This is a genomic window from Streptomyces flaveolus (genome assembly GCF_000716535.1).
Taxonomy (GTDB): Bacteria; Actinomycetota; Actinomycetes; order Streptomycetales; family Streptomycetaceae; genus Streptomyces; species Streptomyces flaveolus_A.
Window position 1 is genome coordinate 1 of sequence record NZ_JNWV01000017.1, and the last position, 14,238, is coordinate 14,238.

Annotated in this window: 13 protein-coding genes and 1 pseudogene; 10 read left to right on the plus strand and 4 right to left on the minus strand. The window is 72.2% G+C overall.

Annotated elements, in window-relative coordinates:
• Together OO52_RS52760 and OO52_RS19135 are read left to right on the plus strand one after the other, a co-directional pair.
• Nucleotides 1–82 (plus strand): annotated as a pseudogene (locus OO52_RS52760) (alpha/beta hydrolase); the annotation flags it as partial.
• Between the two features lie 511 nt (nucleotides 83–593).
• Entirely contained in the window at nucleotides 594–1,805 is a 1,212-nt protein-coding gene (locus OO52_RS19135) for an MFS transporter (protein ID WP_030656800.1), read from the plus strand.
• Here the strand turns inward: OO52_RS19135 and OO52_RS50855 are convergent.
• The 3 genes from OO52_RS50855 to OO52_RS19155 form a co-directional block, all read right to left on the minus strand.
• Nucleotides 1,756–2,694: a hypothetical protein gene (locus tag OO52_RS50855; RefSeq protein WP_051818997.1), complete on the minus strand. Its 939-nt coding sequence runs from the start codon at nucleotides 2,692–2,694 to the stop codon at nucleotides 1,756–1,758. The genes OO52_RS19135 and OO52_RS50855 overlap by 50 nt on opposite strands.
• A gap of 107 nt (nucleotides 2,695–2,801) precedes the next feature.
• On the minus strand, nucleotides 2,802–3,296 hold the full coding sequence (locus tag OO52_RS19150; RefSeq protein WP_030656795.1) for a PaaI family thioesterase: 495 nt from the start codon (nucleotides 3,294–3,296) through the stop codon (nucleotides 2,802–2,804).
• 25 nt (nucleotides 3,297–3,321) lie between these two features.
• Entirely contained in the window at nucleotides 3,322–4,509 is a 1,188-nt protein-coding gene (locus OO52_RS19155) for a PLP-dependent aminotransferase family protein (RefSeq protein ID WP_030656793.1), read from the minus strand.
• A 549-nt stretch (nucleotides 4,510–5,058) separates the two neighbouring features.
• Between OO52_RS19155 and OO52_RS19160 the strand changes: the two genes are divergently transcribed.
• The 8 genes from OO52_RS19160 (at nucleotide 5,059) to OO52_RS19195 (ending at nucleotide 13,149) form a co-directional block, all read left to right on the plus strand.
• Nucleotides 5,059–5,778 carry a Phenylacetic acid catabolic protein gene (locus tag OO52_RS19160; protein ID WP_030656790.1) on the plus strand — a complete coding sequence of 240 codons (720 nt, stop codon included), beginning with the start codon at nucleotides 5,059–5,061 and terminating at the stop codon, nucleotides 5,776–5,778.
• Between the two features lie 82 nt (nucleotides 5,779–5,860).
• Nucleotides 5,861–6,973: a radical SAM protein gene (locus OO52_RS19165; protein ID WP_030656788.1), complete on the plus strand. Its 1,113-nt coding sequence runs from the start codon at nucleotides 5,861–5,863 to the stop codon at nucleotides 6,971–6,973.
• Nucleotides 6,974–7,031: 58 nt separating this feature from the next.
• Nucleotides 7,032–7,277 carry an acyl carrier protein gene (locus OO52_RS19170; protein WP_030656786.1) on the plus strand — a complete coding sequence of 82 codons (246 nt, stop codon included), beginning with the start codon at nucleotides 7,032–7,034 and terminating at the stop codon, nucleotides 7,275–7,277.
• Nucleotides 7,270–8,484 carry a beta-ketoacyl-[acyl-carrier-protein] synthase family protein gene (locus OO52_RS19175; RefSeq protein WP_030656783.1) on the plus strand — a complete coding sequence of 405 codons (1,215 nt, stop codon included), beginning with the start codon at nucleotides 7,270–7,272 and terminating at the stop codon, nucleotides 8,482–8,484. Before OO52_RS19170 ends, OO52_RS19175 begins: the two co-directional genes overlap by 8 nt.
• A gap of 21 nt (nucleotides 8,485–8,505) precedes the next feature.
• Nucleotides 8,506–9,315, plus strand: coding sequence for an enoyl-ACP reductase FabI (fabI, locus tag OO52_RS19180; protein ID WP_030656781.1), 810 nt, complete (start codon nucleotides 8,506–8,508; stop codon nucleotides 9,313–9,315).
• Complete coding sequence (locus tag OO52_RS19185; RefSeq protein WP_030656779.1) at nucleotides 9,312–10,253, plus strand: beta-ketoacyl-ACP synthase 3; 942 nt, start codon at nucleotides 9,312–9,314, stop codon at nucleotides 10,251–10,253. The genes fabI and OO52_RS19185 overlap by 4 nt, the downstream gene beginning before the upstream one ends.
• Entirely contained in the window at nucleotides 10,250–11,143 is an 894-nt protein-coding gene (locus OO52_RS19190) for an alpha/beta hydrolase family protein (RefSeq protein ID WP_030656777.1), read from the plus strand. The genes OO52_RS19185 and OO52_RS19190 overlap by 4 nt, the downstream gene beginning before the upstream one ends.
• Before the next feature lie 473 nt (nucleotides 11,144–11,616).
• Entirely contained in the window at nucleotides 11,617–13,149 is a 1,533-nt protein-coding gene (locus OO52_RS19195; protein WP_030656774.1) for a long-chain-fatty-acid--CoA ligase, read from the plus strand.
• A 240-nt stretch (nucleotides 13,150–13,389) separates the two neighbouring features.
• On the opposite strand, the gene OO52_RS19200 is transcribed toward OO52_RS19195, so the two are convergent.
• Nucleotides 13,390–14,205 carry a class I SAM-dependent methyltransferase gene (locus OO52_RS19200; RefSeq protein WP_037630844.1) on the minus strand — a complete coding sequence of 272 codons (816 nt, stop codon included), beginning with the start codon at nucleotides 14,203–14,205 and terminating at the stop codon, nucleotides 13,390–13,392.
• Nucleotides 14,206–14,238: the final 33 nt, after the last annotated feature.

A 14,238-nucleotide genomic window follows, 5' to 3' on the forward strand; every position in this document is an offset into this window, starting at 1 on the left:
CGCCAACCTCGGCGGGCACACCGGCACCCCGTGGTTCGAGCTGGAGGACGGGTGCCGGTTCTTCGACCGCCACCTGAAGTGAGGCCGGGCCGTCCGGCGATCGGCAGACGGTAGGCGGTGCCGCCGGCCAGGATGCCGTCATCGAGGACGGGTCCCGTCCCTCCTCGGTGGCGGCGACGGTGGCGGTGGCGGCGGCCGGCAGAGGTACGACCGCCCCGATCGCGGCGGCACCGGCCATCGGCGGTACCGGCCGGTCGGGGCGGCGCTCGGCCACAGCGCCGCCATCAGCCCGGACCATGCAAGTCTCTTCAGCAAGGCGGGCGTTGCACGGTGGCCGGGGAGGCAGCGGTGAGCAGGCCGGCACAGCGGGCGTCGTAGACGTTTGGCGCTCGAGCCGACAGGGGCGACCTTGGGTTTACCCGGAGTAACGTTCGGTGTGATGATCACGTTGGTGGGAGCGGTCCGTCGTCCGGCATACGGGCGCCTCCTCCCACCCGGGTCGTTCGTATGACTGCCGCCACGATTCACAGAAACCACACGTCCTATTGATCCCCACGAAAGTCCGGTCCGCCGGACCCCGGCATGCCCGTACGGTGACCTACGGTCGGGTCCGCGGTGTCTATCTGCCGCGCCTCACGGATGCCCTCGCCTCGTCCATGGCCGTCTACGGCATTCCCTTGCTGGTGCTGGGCACGACCAACTCGTCGTCGCTCACCGGGATCGCCTTCCTCATGGCGTGGGCGCCGAGGCTGTGCACGTTCGCCCTGGCCGGCCTGGCCGTCGACCGTTTCGGGCCCGCACGGGTCTTCCGGCTGTCCGCCACGGCGCGGGCTCTCGTCGTCACGCTCGCCGTGCCCGCCCTGGCGGCGGCGGACGCCGGAACCGCCCCGGGCCTGGTGATGCTCCTGGCGGCGTGCGCGGGATGCCTGACCCAGTTCAGCTACGTCGCGGCCGAGAGCGTCGGCGCGGTCGTCGGCCGGGACGCCGGCGACGGAGCGCACCGCGTCCAGTCCGTCCTGCTGGGCATCGACCAGGCGGCGGCCCTGGCCGGCCCCGCGGCAGGCAGCGTCCTCCTCCAGTGGGGCGGCTCCGGCGGCATGCTCACGGCGATCGGTGGCTTGTCGGTGATGTCGGCCGTTGTCACCCCGCGCATGCACCAGCCGGCCGCGCCGGTACCGGAAGCGACGGGGCCGGCCGTCCGAGGATGGCGCACCGGCTGGTCGACCCTGCGCGCGCTGCCCGCGCTCGCCTGGCTGGTCGCGGGACTGGCGTTGTCCAACCTGGCGCTCGCGTTGTTGGAGGCGGCGACCCCGGTGATCGTGGTGCAGCAGCTCGGCCGGCCCAGCGCCTCGGTCGGCGTGGTGTGGTCCTGCGCCGCCGCGGCCTCGCTGCTGGCGGTCGCCGCCAGCCGCGTCGCGATCGACCGCTGGGGACTGCCGGGGGTGGGCCGCTGCGCCGCTCTCGTGACCGTCGCGCCGTGCTTCCTCATCGCGCACACGGGTTCCTACCTGGCGTACCTGGGCCTTGTCGCCGTCTTCATGGCAGGCGACAGCGTGCTGACCGTCGTACTGCGCACCCTGCGGTCCCATCTCATCCCCGCCGAGGTGTTCGGCAGCACGTTGTCCGTCACGGTGCTGATCCTGCTCATGCCCTACCCCGTCGCGGGCCTCCTCATGGCGATCATCAGCCCCGCCGCCCTGCACACGACGATCACCGTCTGCGCTGTCCTCCAATGCCTCGGTCTGGCCTGCGCCTTCACCCGCGGCACCCGTCCCCGGGCGCGCCACGCCAGGCATCGGAAATGAGGTCGGCCTGTCCCCTTGCCCGTGGGGGCAGGGGCCGAGCGGGGACGTGCCCGGCGTCGGCCTGGCCCGGGTCGCGCTGCGGGCCGCGACCGAACGGGCCCTGAGGAACGGCGGCTTGCTGCACGGCGACGGCCGAGCGGCCCCGTCCGACCGCGTCGGGGCTCGGTGACGGACGCCAGCCGACGGACCTGGGTGCAGCGACCGGCGTGTCGGTGACCGGGCGGGCCTGGGAACTCCCCGCCGCCGACGCCTCGTTGCGCGAGTGCTGGGCGGCCATCGCCCGGAGCCGGTGACGAGGAGGTGATCGCCACCGCCGACGTCCTGCTCCCCCCCGGCTCCTCGCTGCCCTGGCTACGAGGCCGAGGCGGGCCGGCCCGCGTGCCCGGAGTCGTCGGCCTGGGCGGCGGAGACACCTGGTGACGCGTCCGGCGCGGTCGTGCATGTCGCGCTCGGCCTCGACCCGGGCGACGATGCGCCCGCCGAAGCCCCGGCGGTCCTCGTCCTCGAACCCGTAGACGCCGAGGAAGGTACGCAGGAGGACCGGCTGATGGTCGAGGGGGCGGACGGTGTCGGCGTCGAGCAGCCACAACCAGGGGGCGTAGGCGAGGACACGTGCGCGGGGGCCGGGGGCGGCCTGGTCGGAGAAGTCGTTGTGGCACACCGTCTCCTCGCCACCCTCGACCGGCATGCCGGCGGTCGCGTCGTGCAGCCGGCGCAACAGCCGTGCGGCAGCGGTGATCTGGGCGGCCGACCAGTCACGGGGCCGGAAGGCGGTGAAGACTTCACCATGCTGGAAGCTGAGGATCTCGCGGCCCTTGACATCGATTCCGAGGAGCCTCGGCGCGACGTCCGAGCCAACGTCCTCCAGGTGTCTGAGCAGCCGGTGCACGTGAGTGAGGTCCGAGCGGCCGCCACACCGTGTCCCCGACCTCCGGCCCCCGGTCAACGGAACCGGGTCGTCGTCCGGCGGGGTCGGTGGTGTGGCGCTCCCGGCGTCTACTCGGCGATCCCGCCGACCGCGTCGTTCTTCCCCCGCGGGTCGGACCCGTGGGCTGCCGGGGGCACGGAGTAGGTGACCGTCGCCGTGGCGGCCAGGGTGTCGGCGCTGTCGCGGAGTTCGGCGAGGACGACACAGAGGCTCCTGCCGAACTTGGCCATCTTCGCGTGCGTGCGGAGCAGGCCGGGGCGGGGACGGCTGAGGTAGCTGATCTGGAGGGAGCTGGTCAGGGCCATGGGGGTGGGGCGGCCCAGGCGGGCGTTGACGAGGAGGAAGGCCGCCAGGTCCACGAGGGCGGCCTGTTCGGGGCCGGAGATGGTGCCGCCGGGGCGGGTGCGCAGGCGGGTGCCGTCGGCCTCCATGGTGAGGTGGGTCGTAGTGGCCTCGGTGACGTGGCAGGCGGCGTAGTCCTTGAAGTCCCGCGCGACCATCTCGTTGAGCGCGGCCGGGGTCATCGGGGCGTCGTCAACCAGGGTGGCCGACTCGGTGGGCATGGGGATCCCTTCTGGGACGCGTGGGTTACGCGAAGGTCTTGGCCAGACGGCGCAGGCCCTCGGTGATCTCCTCGGGGGAGTGGGTGGTGAAGGACAGGCGCAGGGCGGCCGGGTCGGGGGTGCCGGCGAAGAACGGGGCCCCGGGGACGTAGGCCACCTCGTGGCTGATGGCGACGCGGAGGAGCTGGGTGGCGTCGTGCCCCTCGGGCAGGCTGACCCAGACGAACATGCCACCGGCCGGGCGGTTCCAGCGGCTGCCGAAGGGCAGCGCGGTGGGCAGGCCGCCCAGGAGGGCGTCGCGGCGTTCCCGGTAGGCGTCGCGGATGGTCCGGACGTGGGCGTCCAGGTCGCTGTCGCGCAGGTAGCGGGCGGCCACGGCCTGGTCGACGGTGGAGGTGTGGAGGTCGGCGGCCTGCTTGGCGATGACGCAGGACCGGCGGATGGCCGCGGGAGCGCGGAGGTAGCCGAGGCGCAGGCCCGGGGCCATGATCTTGGAGAAGGAACCGAGCAGGATGGTGCGGTCGGACGCGGCGGGGGACGCGGCGATCCAGGGCACCTGCTCGCCGTCGTAGCGGAGTTCGCCGTACGGGTCGTCCTCGACGATCCAGAAGCCGTGCCGGGCGGCGGCCTCGGCGACGGCGGCGCGCCGCGCGGCCGGGAGTGTGCGGCCGGTGGGGTTCTGGAAGGTGGGGACCAGGTAGAGCAGCTTGGCCGGTTCGCGCGCGGCGATCTCGTCCAGCGCCTCGGGGATGATGCCGTCGTCGTCGGTGGGGACGGGGACGACGCGGGCGCCGGCGAAGCCGAAGGTCTGGAGTGCGGCCAGGTAGCAGGGGTCCTCGACGAGCACGACGTCGCCCGGTTCCAGGACGGCCGTGGTGATGAGGGTGAGGGCCTGCTGCGAGCCGGTCGTGATGATCAGGTCGTCGGCGTCGGTCGGCAGTGCGCGTGCCGTGAGGCGCTGCGCGATGGCTTCCCGCAGGTCGGCGTCGCCCTCGGTGGTGGAGTACTGGAGGGCTCGGCGCGGATCGTCGGCCAGTACGCGGTCGAAGGCGGCCCGGAGGCCGTCGACGTCGAACAGTTCGGGAGCCGGAAGTCCCCCCGCGAAGGAGATCACTTCGGGGCGTGCAGTGAGCGACAAGATGTCCCGCACCGGCGAGGAAACGACGTTGGCCAGGCGGGATGCGACTGCGGGCGGGGGGACGGGAGGCTTCATGCGGCAAGCATATAGAGATCCAGGTGGCTGTCCAGGCCATGGATGAGGCGGCAGTCATTGTGCGAGAACAGCCGGCTCCGCCCGCTCCGGTCGTTCTCCGGCTCACTATTCGAGACTTCGATGCCGTGTCGGGGGATTGTGCGCGGGAGCGTTTGACTTGATTTCGGCGATGGAGTCCGAACACACGCGTCGGTCGCGGGCGGTGGACAGTCGCCGCAGGTGGACGATGGTGGACGGATCCGTTCCGTGCGGGCGGGGAGGGGTCGTCCTTTGTGCCGGGGGAATGGGAGAAGGTGCGATCCCGACACCTTTCGACGGCACGTCGGCCACGTTGGCCGAGAGCTTTCCATTGATTGGCCGACTCGGATGTGTCTATCGTCGGCCCAACCTGCCGAAACCACGGTATTGATCGGCGGCACGGACAGTCGAAAACGGAAACGGGGGTTCCGTTAGGGCCGTGCACAATCCCCGTCCGTATTTATCTCCACCGAGTTGGGCGCCTCTGGCATGCCCCGGACCCGGTGAGACGAGTGAGGGGCAGAAACACGCATGTCATTCACCATTCCGAGCGACGAGGTCGTCGTAGTTCGAACTCCTGACGAATTCCTCGCGATGCCCGAGGACTACCGGGAGATCGCGATCCGGGGAATGATCGTCAACACCGAGGGGGAGCTCTCGGGCGGCGACGACTACATACAGGTCTTCCTGCCGCTGGCACCGAACGCCGAGGAGCGGCAGGTCTGCGCGGAACGAGCGGTCGAGGAGTACGACCACTACAAGATCGGCAAGCGCATCCTCGCCGACATCGGCATCGACACCGCCTACATGGAGAAGCAGACGCTCGCCGAGCGGAAACTCTTCGCGGGCCACGAGTTCCACGAGTGCACCACCTGGGCCGAGCGCGGCATCTTCTCCTACATCGGTGAGGAGACGGCGATGGTGATGATCTCCGAGTTCGCGCAGAGCAGTTACAAGCCGTGGGCCGAGGCCGTCCGCACCATCATCCTCGACGAGAAGGTCCACATCGCGCACGGGGCCCGGGTCTGCCGCAATCTCGCGGCGACGGACGAGGGCCGCGAGGAGTTGCAGCGGGCGCTGGACCGGCTGTGGCCCGGCTTCGAGCGCATCTTCGGCAGCTCGCGGTCCGAGCGCTCCCGCATGGCCGTCCGCTACGGGCTGCGGCAGACGACGAACGGGCAGGCGCGGGACGCCTGGCGGGAAAAGGTGACACCCCGCATCAAGAACCTGGGGCTGAAGGTTCCCGAGTAGGGCGGGACGCGCCCGGAGTGCCGCGTACCGGGCGAACACCACAGCGCGTTCCGACGATCCCGAGGACGAGGAGCACCTCCCCATGGCAACACCTGTCACGATCGGCAAGCGCCCCCTCACCCGCAGGGAGGCCAAGGAGCGCACGGCCGCCCTGCTGGCGGAGCGGCCGGACCTGGCCGACCGGCTGCACGGCCTGCGCCGGCTCGGCCGTACCGTCCGCTCGTGCGAGGTCCACCTGACCAACACGTGCAACATCCGCTGCAAGGGCTGCTGGTACTTCGAGGGCGGCTTCGACACGGCGGTCAAGGAACTGTCCGACGTCGACAAGATCAAGGCGTTCGCCCGGAAGCTGCGTGACGACGGCGTCAACCAGGCGACGCTGATCGGCGGTGAACCCACGCTGGTCCTGCGCCGGGTGGAAGCGTTCGTCGAGGAGCTTCCCTACATCACCATCTCCACCAACGGGCTGCGGCCGATGCCCATGCAGGGCTTCGAGCACATCGCGGTCGCCGTCAGCATCTTCGGCGGCGGGCCGCTGGACGACGACCTGCGCGCCATCCGCGTCAACGGGTCGAAGTTCACCGGCCTGTTCGACACCGCGCTGTCCCACTACCGCGACGACCCCCGGGTGCTGTTCATCTTCGCGCTCTCCGAGGCCGGCCTGCCCCACCTGGAGCCGACGGTCCGGAAGATCGCGGACAACGGCAACATCGTCACGTTCAACTTCTACAGCGAGCACGGCTCCGACCATCCGATCCAGATCGACAACGAGCGCCGGGTCCTGGAAGAGGCGTTGCGGGTCAAGGAGTTGTACCCGCAGACGGTGGTGAGCCACCCGTACTTCATCCGCACCCTCATCACCGGCACCTCCCACTGGGGCGCCCGTTTCGGCTACGACGTCTGTCCGAGCCTGAGCGTGGACCACCCGGACCACGAGGAGCGCGTCGCCAACGGCAATCCGGTGATCCCCGGCTTCGCGGCCTGGGGCGCCGACTACGAGTCGCTGCAGTTCTGCTGCACCTCCGGCGACTGCGGCGGCTGCCGGGACAGCCAGGCCGTCTACAGCTGGCTGGTGGTCAGCGCCAACCGGTTCCTGGACAGCGCGGAGCGGCTGGAGGAGTGGCTGGACATCACGGAGAGCTACTGGCGGCAGTGGCACTGGTCGCCGTACCACGCCGCCAAGACGGCGGCGTGACCCGCGGAGCGACGGCTCACAACCCCACGACCTCCCGCACGAGAAGGGCACATCACCCATGCTTGACCACGCCGCGATCGAGAAGTTCGTCCACGACGCCCTGGTGGAACTCGGCGTCGACGAGGCGGACATCTTCCCGGACGCCGCACTCGACGACCTGGAGATCGACTCCCTCGACATGGTCGAACTCGCGCAGACGATCAAGAAGGACCTGAACGTCCCGGTGAAACCGAAGGACTTCGACGGCCTCGACACCGTCGGTCAGATCCTCAAGCTCTGCTACGAGAAGGCCGGACTTGAGTGACGCCGCGACCGGGGCGGTGGTGACGGGCTTCGGCGCGGTCACCCCCCTCGGTGTCGGCGCCGACGCGCTGCACGAGCGGGCCGTCGCCGGGGAGAGCGCACTGCACGACGGGCTCGGCTCCTGCGACGGCTTCCGCGCCTCCGACCACCTCTCCCGCCACCTCGTGCGCCGCTCCGACCGCTTCACACAGTTCACGCTGGTGGCGGCGGACGAGGCGCTGACCCGGGCCGGCTGGACCCCCGGGAAGACCCCGTACGACGCCGCGCGCGTCGCCTGTGTCATCGGCTGCGGGCTCGGCGGCACGGCCAGCTTCGAGGCGCAGGGCCCGGTCTTCGCGCAGCAGGGTGCCGAGTACGTGTCGGCGCTGATGGTGCCGCAGATGATGGCCAACGCCGCCGCGTCGCACCTGTCGATGCGGTACGGCTTCAAGGGCGAGTCGCTCTGCGTGGCCTCCGCCTGCAGCAGCGGTGCGCAGGCCATCGGCGCGGGGCTGCGGCTGCTGGCGGCGGGAGCGGCGGACGCCGTCGTGGTGGGCGGTGCGGAGGCGTCGACGTCGGAACTCGTCAGCGCCGCCTTCCGCAACGCCGGGGCGCTCTCCCCCACCGGCCGCTGCCTGCCGTTCGACACGGACCGGGACGGCTTCGTCATCGGGGAGGGCGCGGGCGTCCTCGTCCTGGAGACGGCCCGCGGCGCCGCCCGGCGAGGGGCCGAGGCCCTCGGCGTCGTACGCGGCTACGGCGCCACCTCCGACGCCCACCACCTCACCGCCCCCGACCCCGGCGGCGGCCCGGCCGCCGAGGCCGTCACCCAGGCCCTGCGCCGGGCCGGGACGGCCCCCGGAGAGCTGGACTACCTCAACGCCCACGGCACCGGCACCCTCCTCAACGACCGCCTGGAGTGCGACGCCCTGCGCCTCGCCCTCGGCGGCGACACCCTGGCCCGCATCCCGATGTCGTCCAGCAAGGGCAGCCTCGGACACCTCTTCGGGGCGGCCGGCGCGGTGGAGGCCATCGCCACGTTGCAGGCGCTGCGCCACGGTGTCGCACCCCCGACCGCCGGTCTGCGGCAGCCGGACGAACGGCTCGGCGAGCTGGACCTGATCCGCACGGCACGCGAACTGCCCGGCGGCGACCGGCCGCGGGTGGGCCTGTCGACGTCGTTCGGTTTCGGCGGCCACAACGCGGCGCTCGTGCTCTCCACCCCCTGACCCACGAAAGGCCACAGCGTGATGCTCGGTTTCGAAGGACGCCGCTATCTCGTGACGGGGGTCCTCAACGACGACTCCATCGCCTGGCACACCGCCAAGGCCCTCCAGGAGGCGGGCGCCGAGGTGCTGCTGACCGGGTTCGGCCGGACACGACGGATCACCGAGGCCGCGGCGGCCGGGTTGCCGCACCCCACCGACGTCCTCGAACTCGACGTCACCCGGCCGGACGACCTCACCCGGCTGGCCAAGGCGCTGGAGGGCCGGTGGGACGCGGTCGACGGCGTCCTGCACGCGATCGCCGCCGCCCCGCAGTCCGCGCTGAGCGGCAACTTCCTCACCACTCCCGTGGACAGCGCCACCCACGCCCTGCACACGGCGGCCGTCTCCCTGCACGGACTCACCGTCGCCCTCGCCCCGCTGCTGGCCAGGAACCGGGGCAGCGTCGTCGGGCTGGACTTCGACTCCTCCGGCGCCTGGCCCGGCTACGACTGGATGGGCGTCGGCAAGGCCGCGCTCGGAGCCGTCTGCCGCTACCTCGCCCTCTACCTCGGCGACAGCGGCATCCGCGTGAACCTCGTCGCCGCCGGACCCGTCGAGACGGTCGCGGGGTCGGCCATCAGCACCTTCGACACCATCGCCGACCGCTGGGAGCGGGAGGCGCCGCTCGGCTGGGACCGCGCGGACGTGCGGCGCCTCACCGGGCCCGTCCTCTTCCTGCTCTCCGACCTCGCCGCCACCGTCACCGGCGAGATCGTGCACGCCGACGGCGGTATGCACGCCGTCCGCATGGGCGTGGACGGCCAGACCTTCCGGAAGAAGGCCGTACGGTGACAGCGGCGATCACCGGCATCGGGGCCGCACTGCCCGAACGCACCGTGCCGAACAGCTACTTCGAGGCGATCGGGTCGTCCGACGAGTGGATCGTCAAACGGACCGGGATCAAGGAGCGCCGCTTCCTCGCCGAGGACGGCCGGCTCGCCGACCTCGCCGTCACCGCCGCCCGAACGGCGCTGCGGCAGGCCGGCCGGGACGCCGCCGAGCTGAGTCACGTCGTCGTCGCGACGACCACCCCGGACCGGACGACGCCGGGACTGGCGGTGGAGGTGGCCGCACGACTCGGCACGCCACAGGCCGCCGCCTTCGACCTGCACGCGGCCTGCGCCGGATTCGTCTACGCCCTGGACCACGGCACGGCGCTCATCGAGTCCGGGCGGGCGGAGGCCGTCCTCGTCTGCGGGGCGGAGGCGCTGACCCGCATCACCGACGCCGCGGACCGGTCGACGGCCGTCCTGCTCGGGGACGGCGCCGGGGCCGTCGTCCTCACCGACCTCCCGGACGCCCCCGTCGCACCCGCCTTCCACCTGGCCTCCGACGGCGAACACATCGGCCTGCTCTACGCCGACCGCCACGACCGCAAGCTCCGCATGGACGGCCCGGAGATCTTCGTCCACGCCGTGGACAAGATGAGCGACGCCACCCGACGGGTGCTGGAGCGGAGCGCGCTGACCTGCGACGACGTCGACCTCTTCGTCGCCCACCAGGCCAACGCCCGCATCGTGAAGGCCGTCGGCAAGGAGATCGGGGTGCCGCCCGAGCGTCTCTTCCTCAACGTCGACCGGGTGGCCAACACCTCGTCGGCGTCCATCCCCATCGCCCTGACCCACGCCCAGGAGGACGGCCGGCTCGGGCCGACCGGGGTGCTGGGCGTGGCAGCCTTCGGCGCGGGTGTCACCTGGGGCGCCGGCGTGCTCGGCTGGCGGCTGGGATGAGCGCCAGGCAACCCCGCCTGCCGCTGCTGGGCGACATCACCGCCCCCGACGGCGCGCGGCTCACCGTACGGGTGCAGGCGCGGGACGACGAGGGCGCCCCCGTCGTCGTCCTGCTGCCCGCCATGGGGACACCCGCGCGCAACTACCTCCCGCTCGTACGGGCGCTGCACCGGCAGGGCATGACGGTGGTGACGACGGACCTGCGCGGGCAGGGCGAGAGCGTCCCCGCGCCCGCGCGGGGCGTCCGGTTCGGCTACCGCGAGATCGTCGAGCACGACATCGGTGCCGTGCTCGACGTCGTCGACGCCGCCTACCCCACGGCCCCGCGGCTGCTGCTCGGGCACAGTCTGGGCGGGCAGTTGGGACTGGTGCACTGCGGGCTGTTCCAGCCACCGCGTCTCGACGGCGTCGTGCTCGTCGCCAGCGGCTCCGCCTGGTACCGGGCACTGGGACGGAACGGGGCGCGGTGGCTGGCGCGCAGCCAGCTCAGCGCCGTCGGGGCCGGGATGTTCGGATACTGGCCCGGGGACCGGTTCGGGTTCGGCGGCCGGCAGACGGCGCGCCTCATGCGGGACTGGGCCCGCCAGATGCGCACCGGCCGCTACACCGTGCCCGGGGCACGGGCGGACTACGAGCGCGCACTGCTTGCGGTGACGCTGCCCGTCCTCGCCGTCGACGTCGAGAACGACACCATGGCGCCGCCGACGGCCGTGGACCACCTGTGTGCCAAGATGCCCGCCGCCCGCATCGAACGCCTCCACTACGCGCGCACCGACGCGGACGGCCGTCCGCTGGACCACTTCCGCTGGATACGACACCACGGCGGCCTCGTCGAGCGCATCGGGGCGTGGTCGTCCCGGGTCACCGCGGCCGCCGGGCGGCGAACTTGATGCGGTTGCCTCCGGCGGGTGGCTCGGTGCTGGGGGAGGTGTGGGCTCGGGGGGCTTGGTGCTGGGGGAGCGGGCGAGGACGGGCTGCGGTCCTGCGAGTGGCGCGACATGCCCGGCAGCGGCGGCAGCAGCGCCCACCGCGACGGTTGCCGGGCGGCGATCCCCGTCCGGGAGGCGGTCGTTCCAAAGGTGGTCGTCGCCCCGAGGCGGAGGGGGCGGAAGCGGCCGGCGAGGAGGCCGGCATGTGGGCGGGGCCCGGACGCGGGGTGCGTCGGTGTCGGCGTCTCCGAGGTCCGCTGCCGGGTGCGCGCCCCGGCCTCCCGGTGTCCCCGCCCCGTCTGCTGCGCGGCCTCCCGGTGCCCCCGCCCCGTGTGCCGCACGGCCCCCCTGCCAGTGACGGCCTGTCGGTAACCGCGACCGGCCTGAGCCGCTGACGTTCGTCCCAGTCGACCCGCCGTACCGGAGGATCCCCGATGCGTCCCGAGCCCTCGCACGACCCTGGCACCGTACCCGCCCTCCTGGCCCGCAGCGCCGCCGCGTACCCCGATCGTCCGGCCCTGCGGCTGGACGCCGGCGAGTTGACGTTCGCCGAGTTGGAGGACCTCAGCTCACGTGCCGCCGCCCGGCTCCGCGCCCTGGGCACGGCACCGGGGGACCGCGTCGCCGTCCTTCTCCCGAACAGCCTCGTCTTCGCGGTGCTGTACTACGGCATCCTGCGCGCCGGGGCGATCGTCGTGCCCCTCAACCCCTTGCTGAGAGCCGGGGAGATAGAGCACTGCCTGAACGATGCCGAAGCCGCCCTCCTCTTCGCCTGGCACCAGGGCGCCGAGGAGGCGGTGGAAGGCGCCCGCCGGACCGGCACACCCCACCTCGTGGTCGAACCGGATGCATTCCTCGACGAGTTGCGGACCCATCGCCCGCCGGTGCGCGACGAGCCGCGCTCGCCCGCCGACTCCGCCGTCGTCCTCTACACCTCCGGAACCACCGGCAGCCCCAAGGGCGCGGAACTCACCCACCACAACCTGCGCCGCAACATCGACGAGGGTGCGCGCGTACTCCGCCTGGGCCCCGCCGACGTCATCTTCGGCGGACTACCGCTCTTCCACTCGTTCGGACAGGTCATGGGGCTGAACTGCGCGGTGTCGGTGGGCGCCTGCCTCACCCTGCTGCCGCGCTTCACACCGGCGGACGCCTTCTCCGTGATCGAACGGGACCGGGTGACCGTCTTCCTGGGCGTCCCGACGATGTACACGCTGATGCTGAGGCTGGCACAGAGCCCCGAGTCGAAGCCGTACGACCTCTCCACCTTGCGTGTCGGCCTGTGCGGCGGCTCCCCGCTGCCCGTGGAGGTGCTGCACGCGTTCGAGAAGACGTTCGCCTGCGCTGTACTGGAGGGGTACGGGCTCTCGGAGTCGTCGCCACTCGCCTGCGTGAACCGCATCGACCGCGAGCGCGTCGCGGGCACGATCGGCATTCCCATCGACGGCGTGGAGATGCGCGTCGTCGACCGCGAGGGCAGGGAACTCCCCGACGGGGAGGTGGGCGAGATCGTCATCCGGGGGCACAACGTCATGCGGGGCTACTGGCGCCGTCCGCAGGCGACCGCCGAGGCGATACGGAACGGCTGGCTGCACACCGGTGACCTCGGCACCCGGGACGCCCGGGGGGACTTCCGGATCGTGGACCGTATCAAGGACCTCGTCATCCGCGGCGGGTACAACGTCTATCCGCGTGAGGTGGAGGAAGTCCTCTACACCCATCCGGCGGTCGCGGAGGCAGCCGTCATCGGGGTGCCGCACGAAGTCCACGGCCAGGAGGTCGCCGCCGCCGTGGTGTTGCGCGCCGGGATGTCCGCCACGCCGGACGAGCTGCTCGGCTACGCCCGTGAGCGGGTCGCGCCCTTCAAGTACCCGCGCATCGTGTGGATCACCGACAGCCTGCCGAAGGGCCCCACCGGCAAGATCCTCAAGCGCGAGATCGCCCGGCCCGGTCCGGACGTCGACTGAGACGCTCGAACAGCGGACGCGAATCGGTGCCCGCGCGGCGTTCGACGCCGGCAAGGGGCGTACGCCACCCAGCCCCGACGACGGCAACCTGAAGTACGCGCGGCTACCGCCTCTACACCGCCCATCTTCGCACCGCCAGGACGACCAGTAGGCGCACAGCAAGCCATCCGTACGAGCCCGCCGCTGCCGAGGGCGCCGAGACCCACCCCGGCGTAGCCGACGAGTTCACCGGGAGGCGCTCTACCGGCGGACCGCCGAGATCAGGCCGCCGGGCCGCTCCTCGCGCTGCGGCGGGGTGCTGATCGGGCGGCCGTAGGCGGCAGCGCGCTCGCGCAGGGTGTGGCTGTCGGCCTCCCAGCCGTGCCCGGCCAGCCAGCCCACGGGGTCGTCGGGCATCTCCGAGACCCACATGGACGCCGCCGATCCCGGTGCGGCGTCCGCGCCGAAGCGCTCGATCACGCCGCGCGAGCCCAACGTCAGCCCCATCCGACTGCCTGCCGCCGACTGCGCGCTGATCCGGGCCAGCAGCAGCTCCACCGCGTCCTCGGGCAGATAGATCAGCAGTCCTTCGGCGATCCACACGGTCGGCACGGCCGGGTCGTGCCCTGCGGCGGCCAGCGCGCCCGGCCAGTCCTCCCGCAGATCCGCCGCGACGGTGATCCGCTCGCAGCGTGCCACGGCCCGCTCCTGGCGCAGCACCGAAGCCTTGAAGTCCAGTGGCGCGGCGGTGTCGACCTCGAACAGCCGGGTGCCCTCGGGCCAGTCCATCCGGAAGGCCCGGCTGTCCATGCCGGCACCGAGCAGCACGACCTGCCGGATCCCGGACGCGGAGGCCTGCCGCAGCAGGTCGTCGAGGAACTTCGTCCTGATGACGATGGAGAACGACACGGCCAGCCGCCGGCGTCGCGCGGCCTCGTCATCGGGCAGCGGCGACGAGGAGGGCCACAGGCCCCCGGCGGCGGCGAAGGCCTTGGCCAGCGGGTCGCGGAACAGCGCGTTCTCCCGCTCGGTCTCCAGCGCCCGGACCCTGGCCACTCCCACCGCCGTGGCCCACACTCCCGACGGCTGCACCCGCTCCCGCTCATCAGT

Coding starts and splice junctions, on each gene's coding strand:
- OO52_RS19150 (WP_030656795.1), bottom strand. CDS start 3,296: ATGCCCACCGAGTCGGCCACCCTGGTTGACGACGCCCCGATGACCCCG.
- OO52_RS19155 (WP_030656793.1), bottom strand. CDS start 4,509: ATGAAGCCTCCCGTCCCCCCGCCCGCAGTCGCATCCCGCCTGGCCAAC.
- OO52_RS19160 (WP_030656790.1), top strand. CDS start 5,059: ATGTCATTCACCATTCCGAGCGACGAGGTCGTCGTAGTTCGAACTCCT.
- OO52_RS19165 (WP_030656788.1), top strand. CDS start 5,861: ATGGCAACACCTGTCACGATCGGCAAGCGCCCCCTCACCCGCAGGGAG.
- OO52_RS19170 (WP_030656786.1), top strand. CDS start 7,032: ATGCTTGACCACGCCGCGATCGAGAAGTTCGTCCACGACGCCCTGGTG.
- fabI (WP_030656781.1), top strand. CDS start 8,506: ATGCTCGGTTTCGAAGGACGCCGCTATCTCGTGACGGGGGTCCTCAAC.
- OO52_RS19190 (WP_030656777.1), top strand. CDS start 10,250: ATGAGCGCCAGGCAACCCCGCCTGCCGCTGCTGGGCGACATCACCGCC.
- OO52_RS19195 (WP_030656774.1), top strand. CDS start 11,617: ATGCGTCCCGAGCCCTCGCACGACCCTGGCACCGTACCCGCCCTCCTG.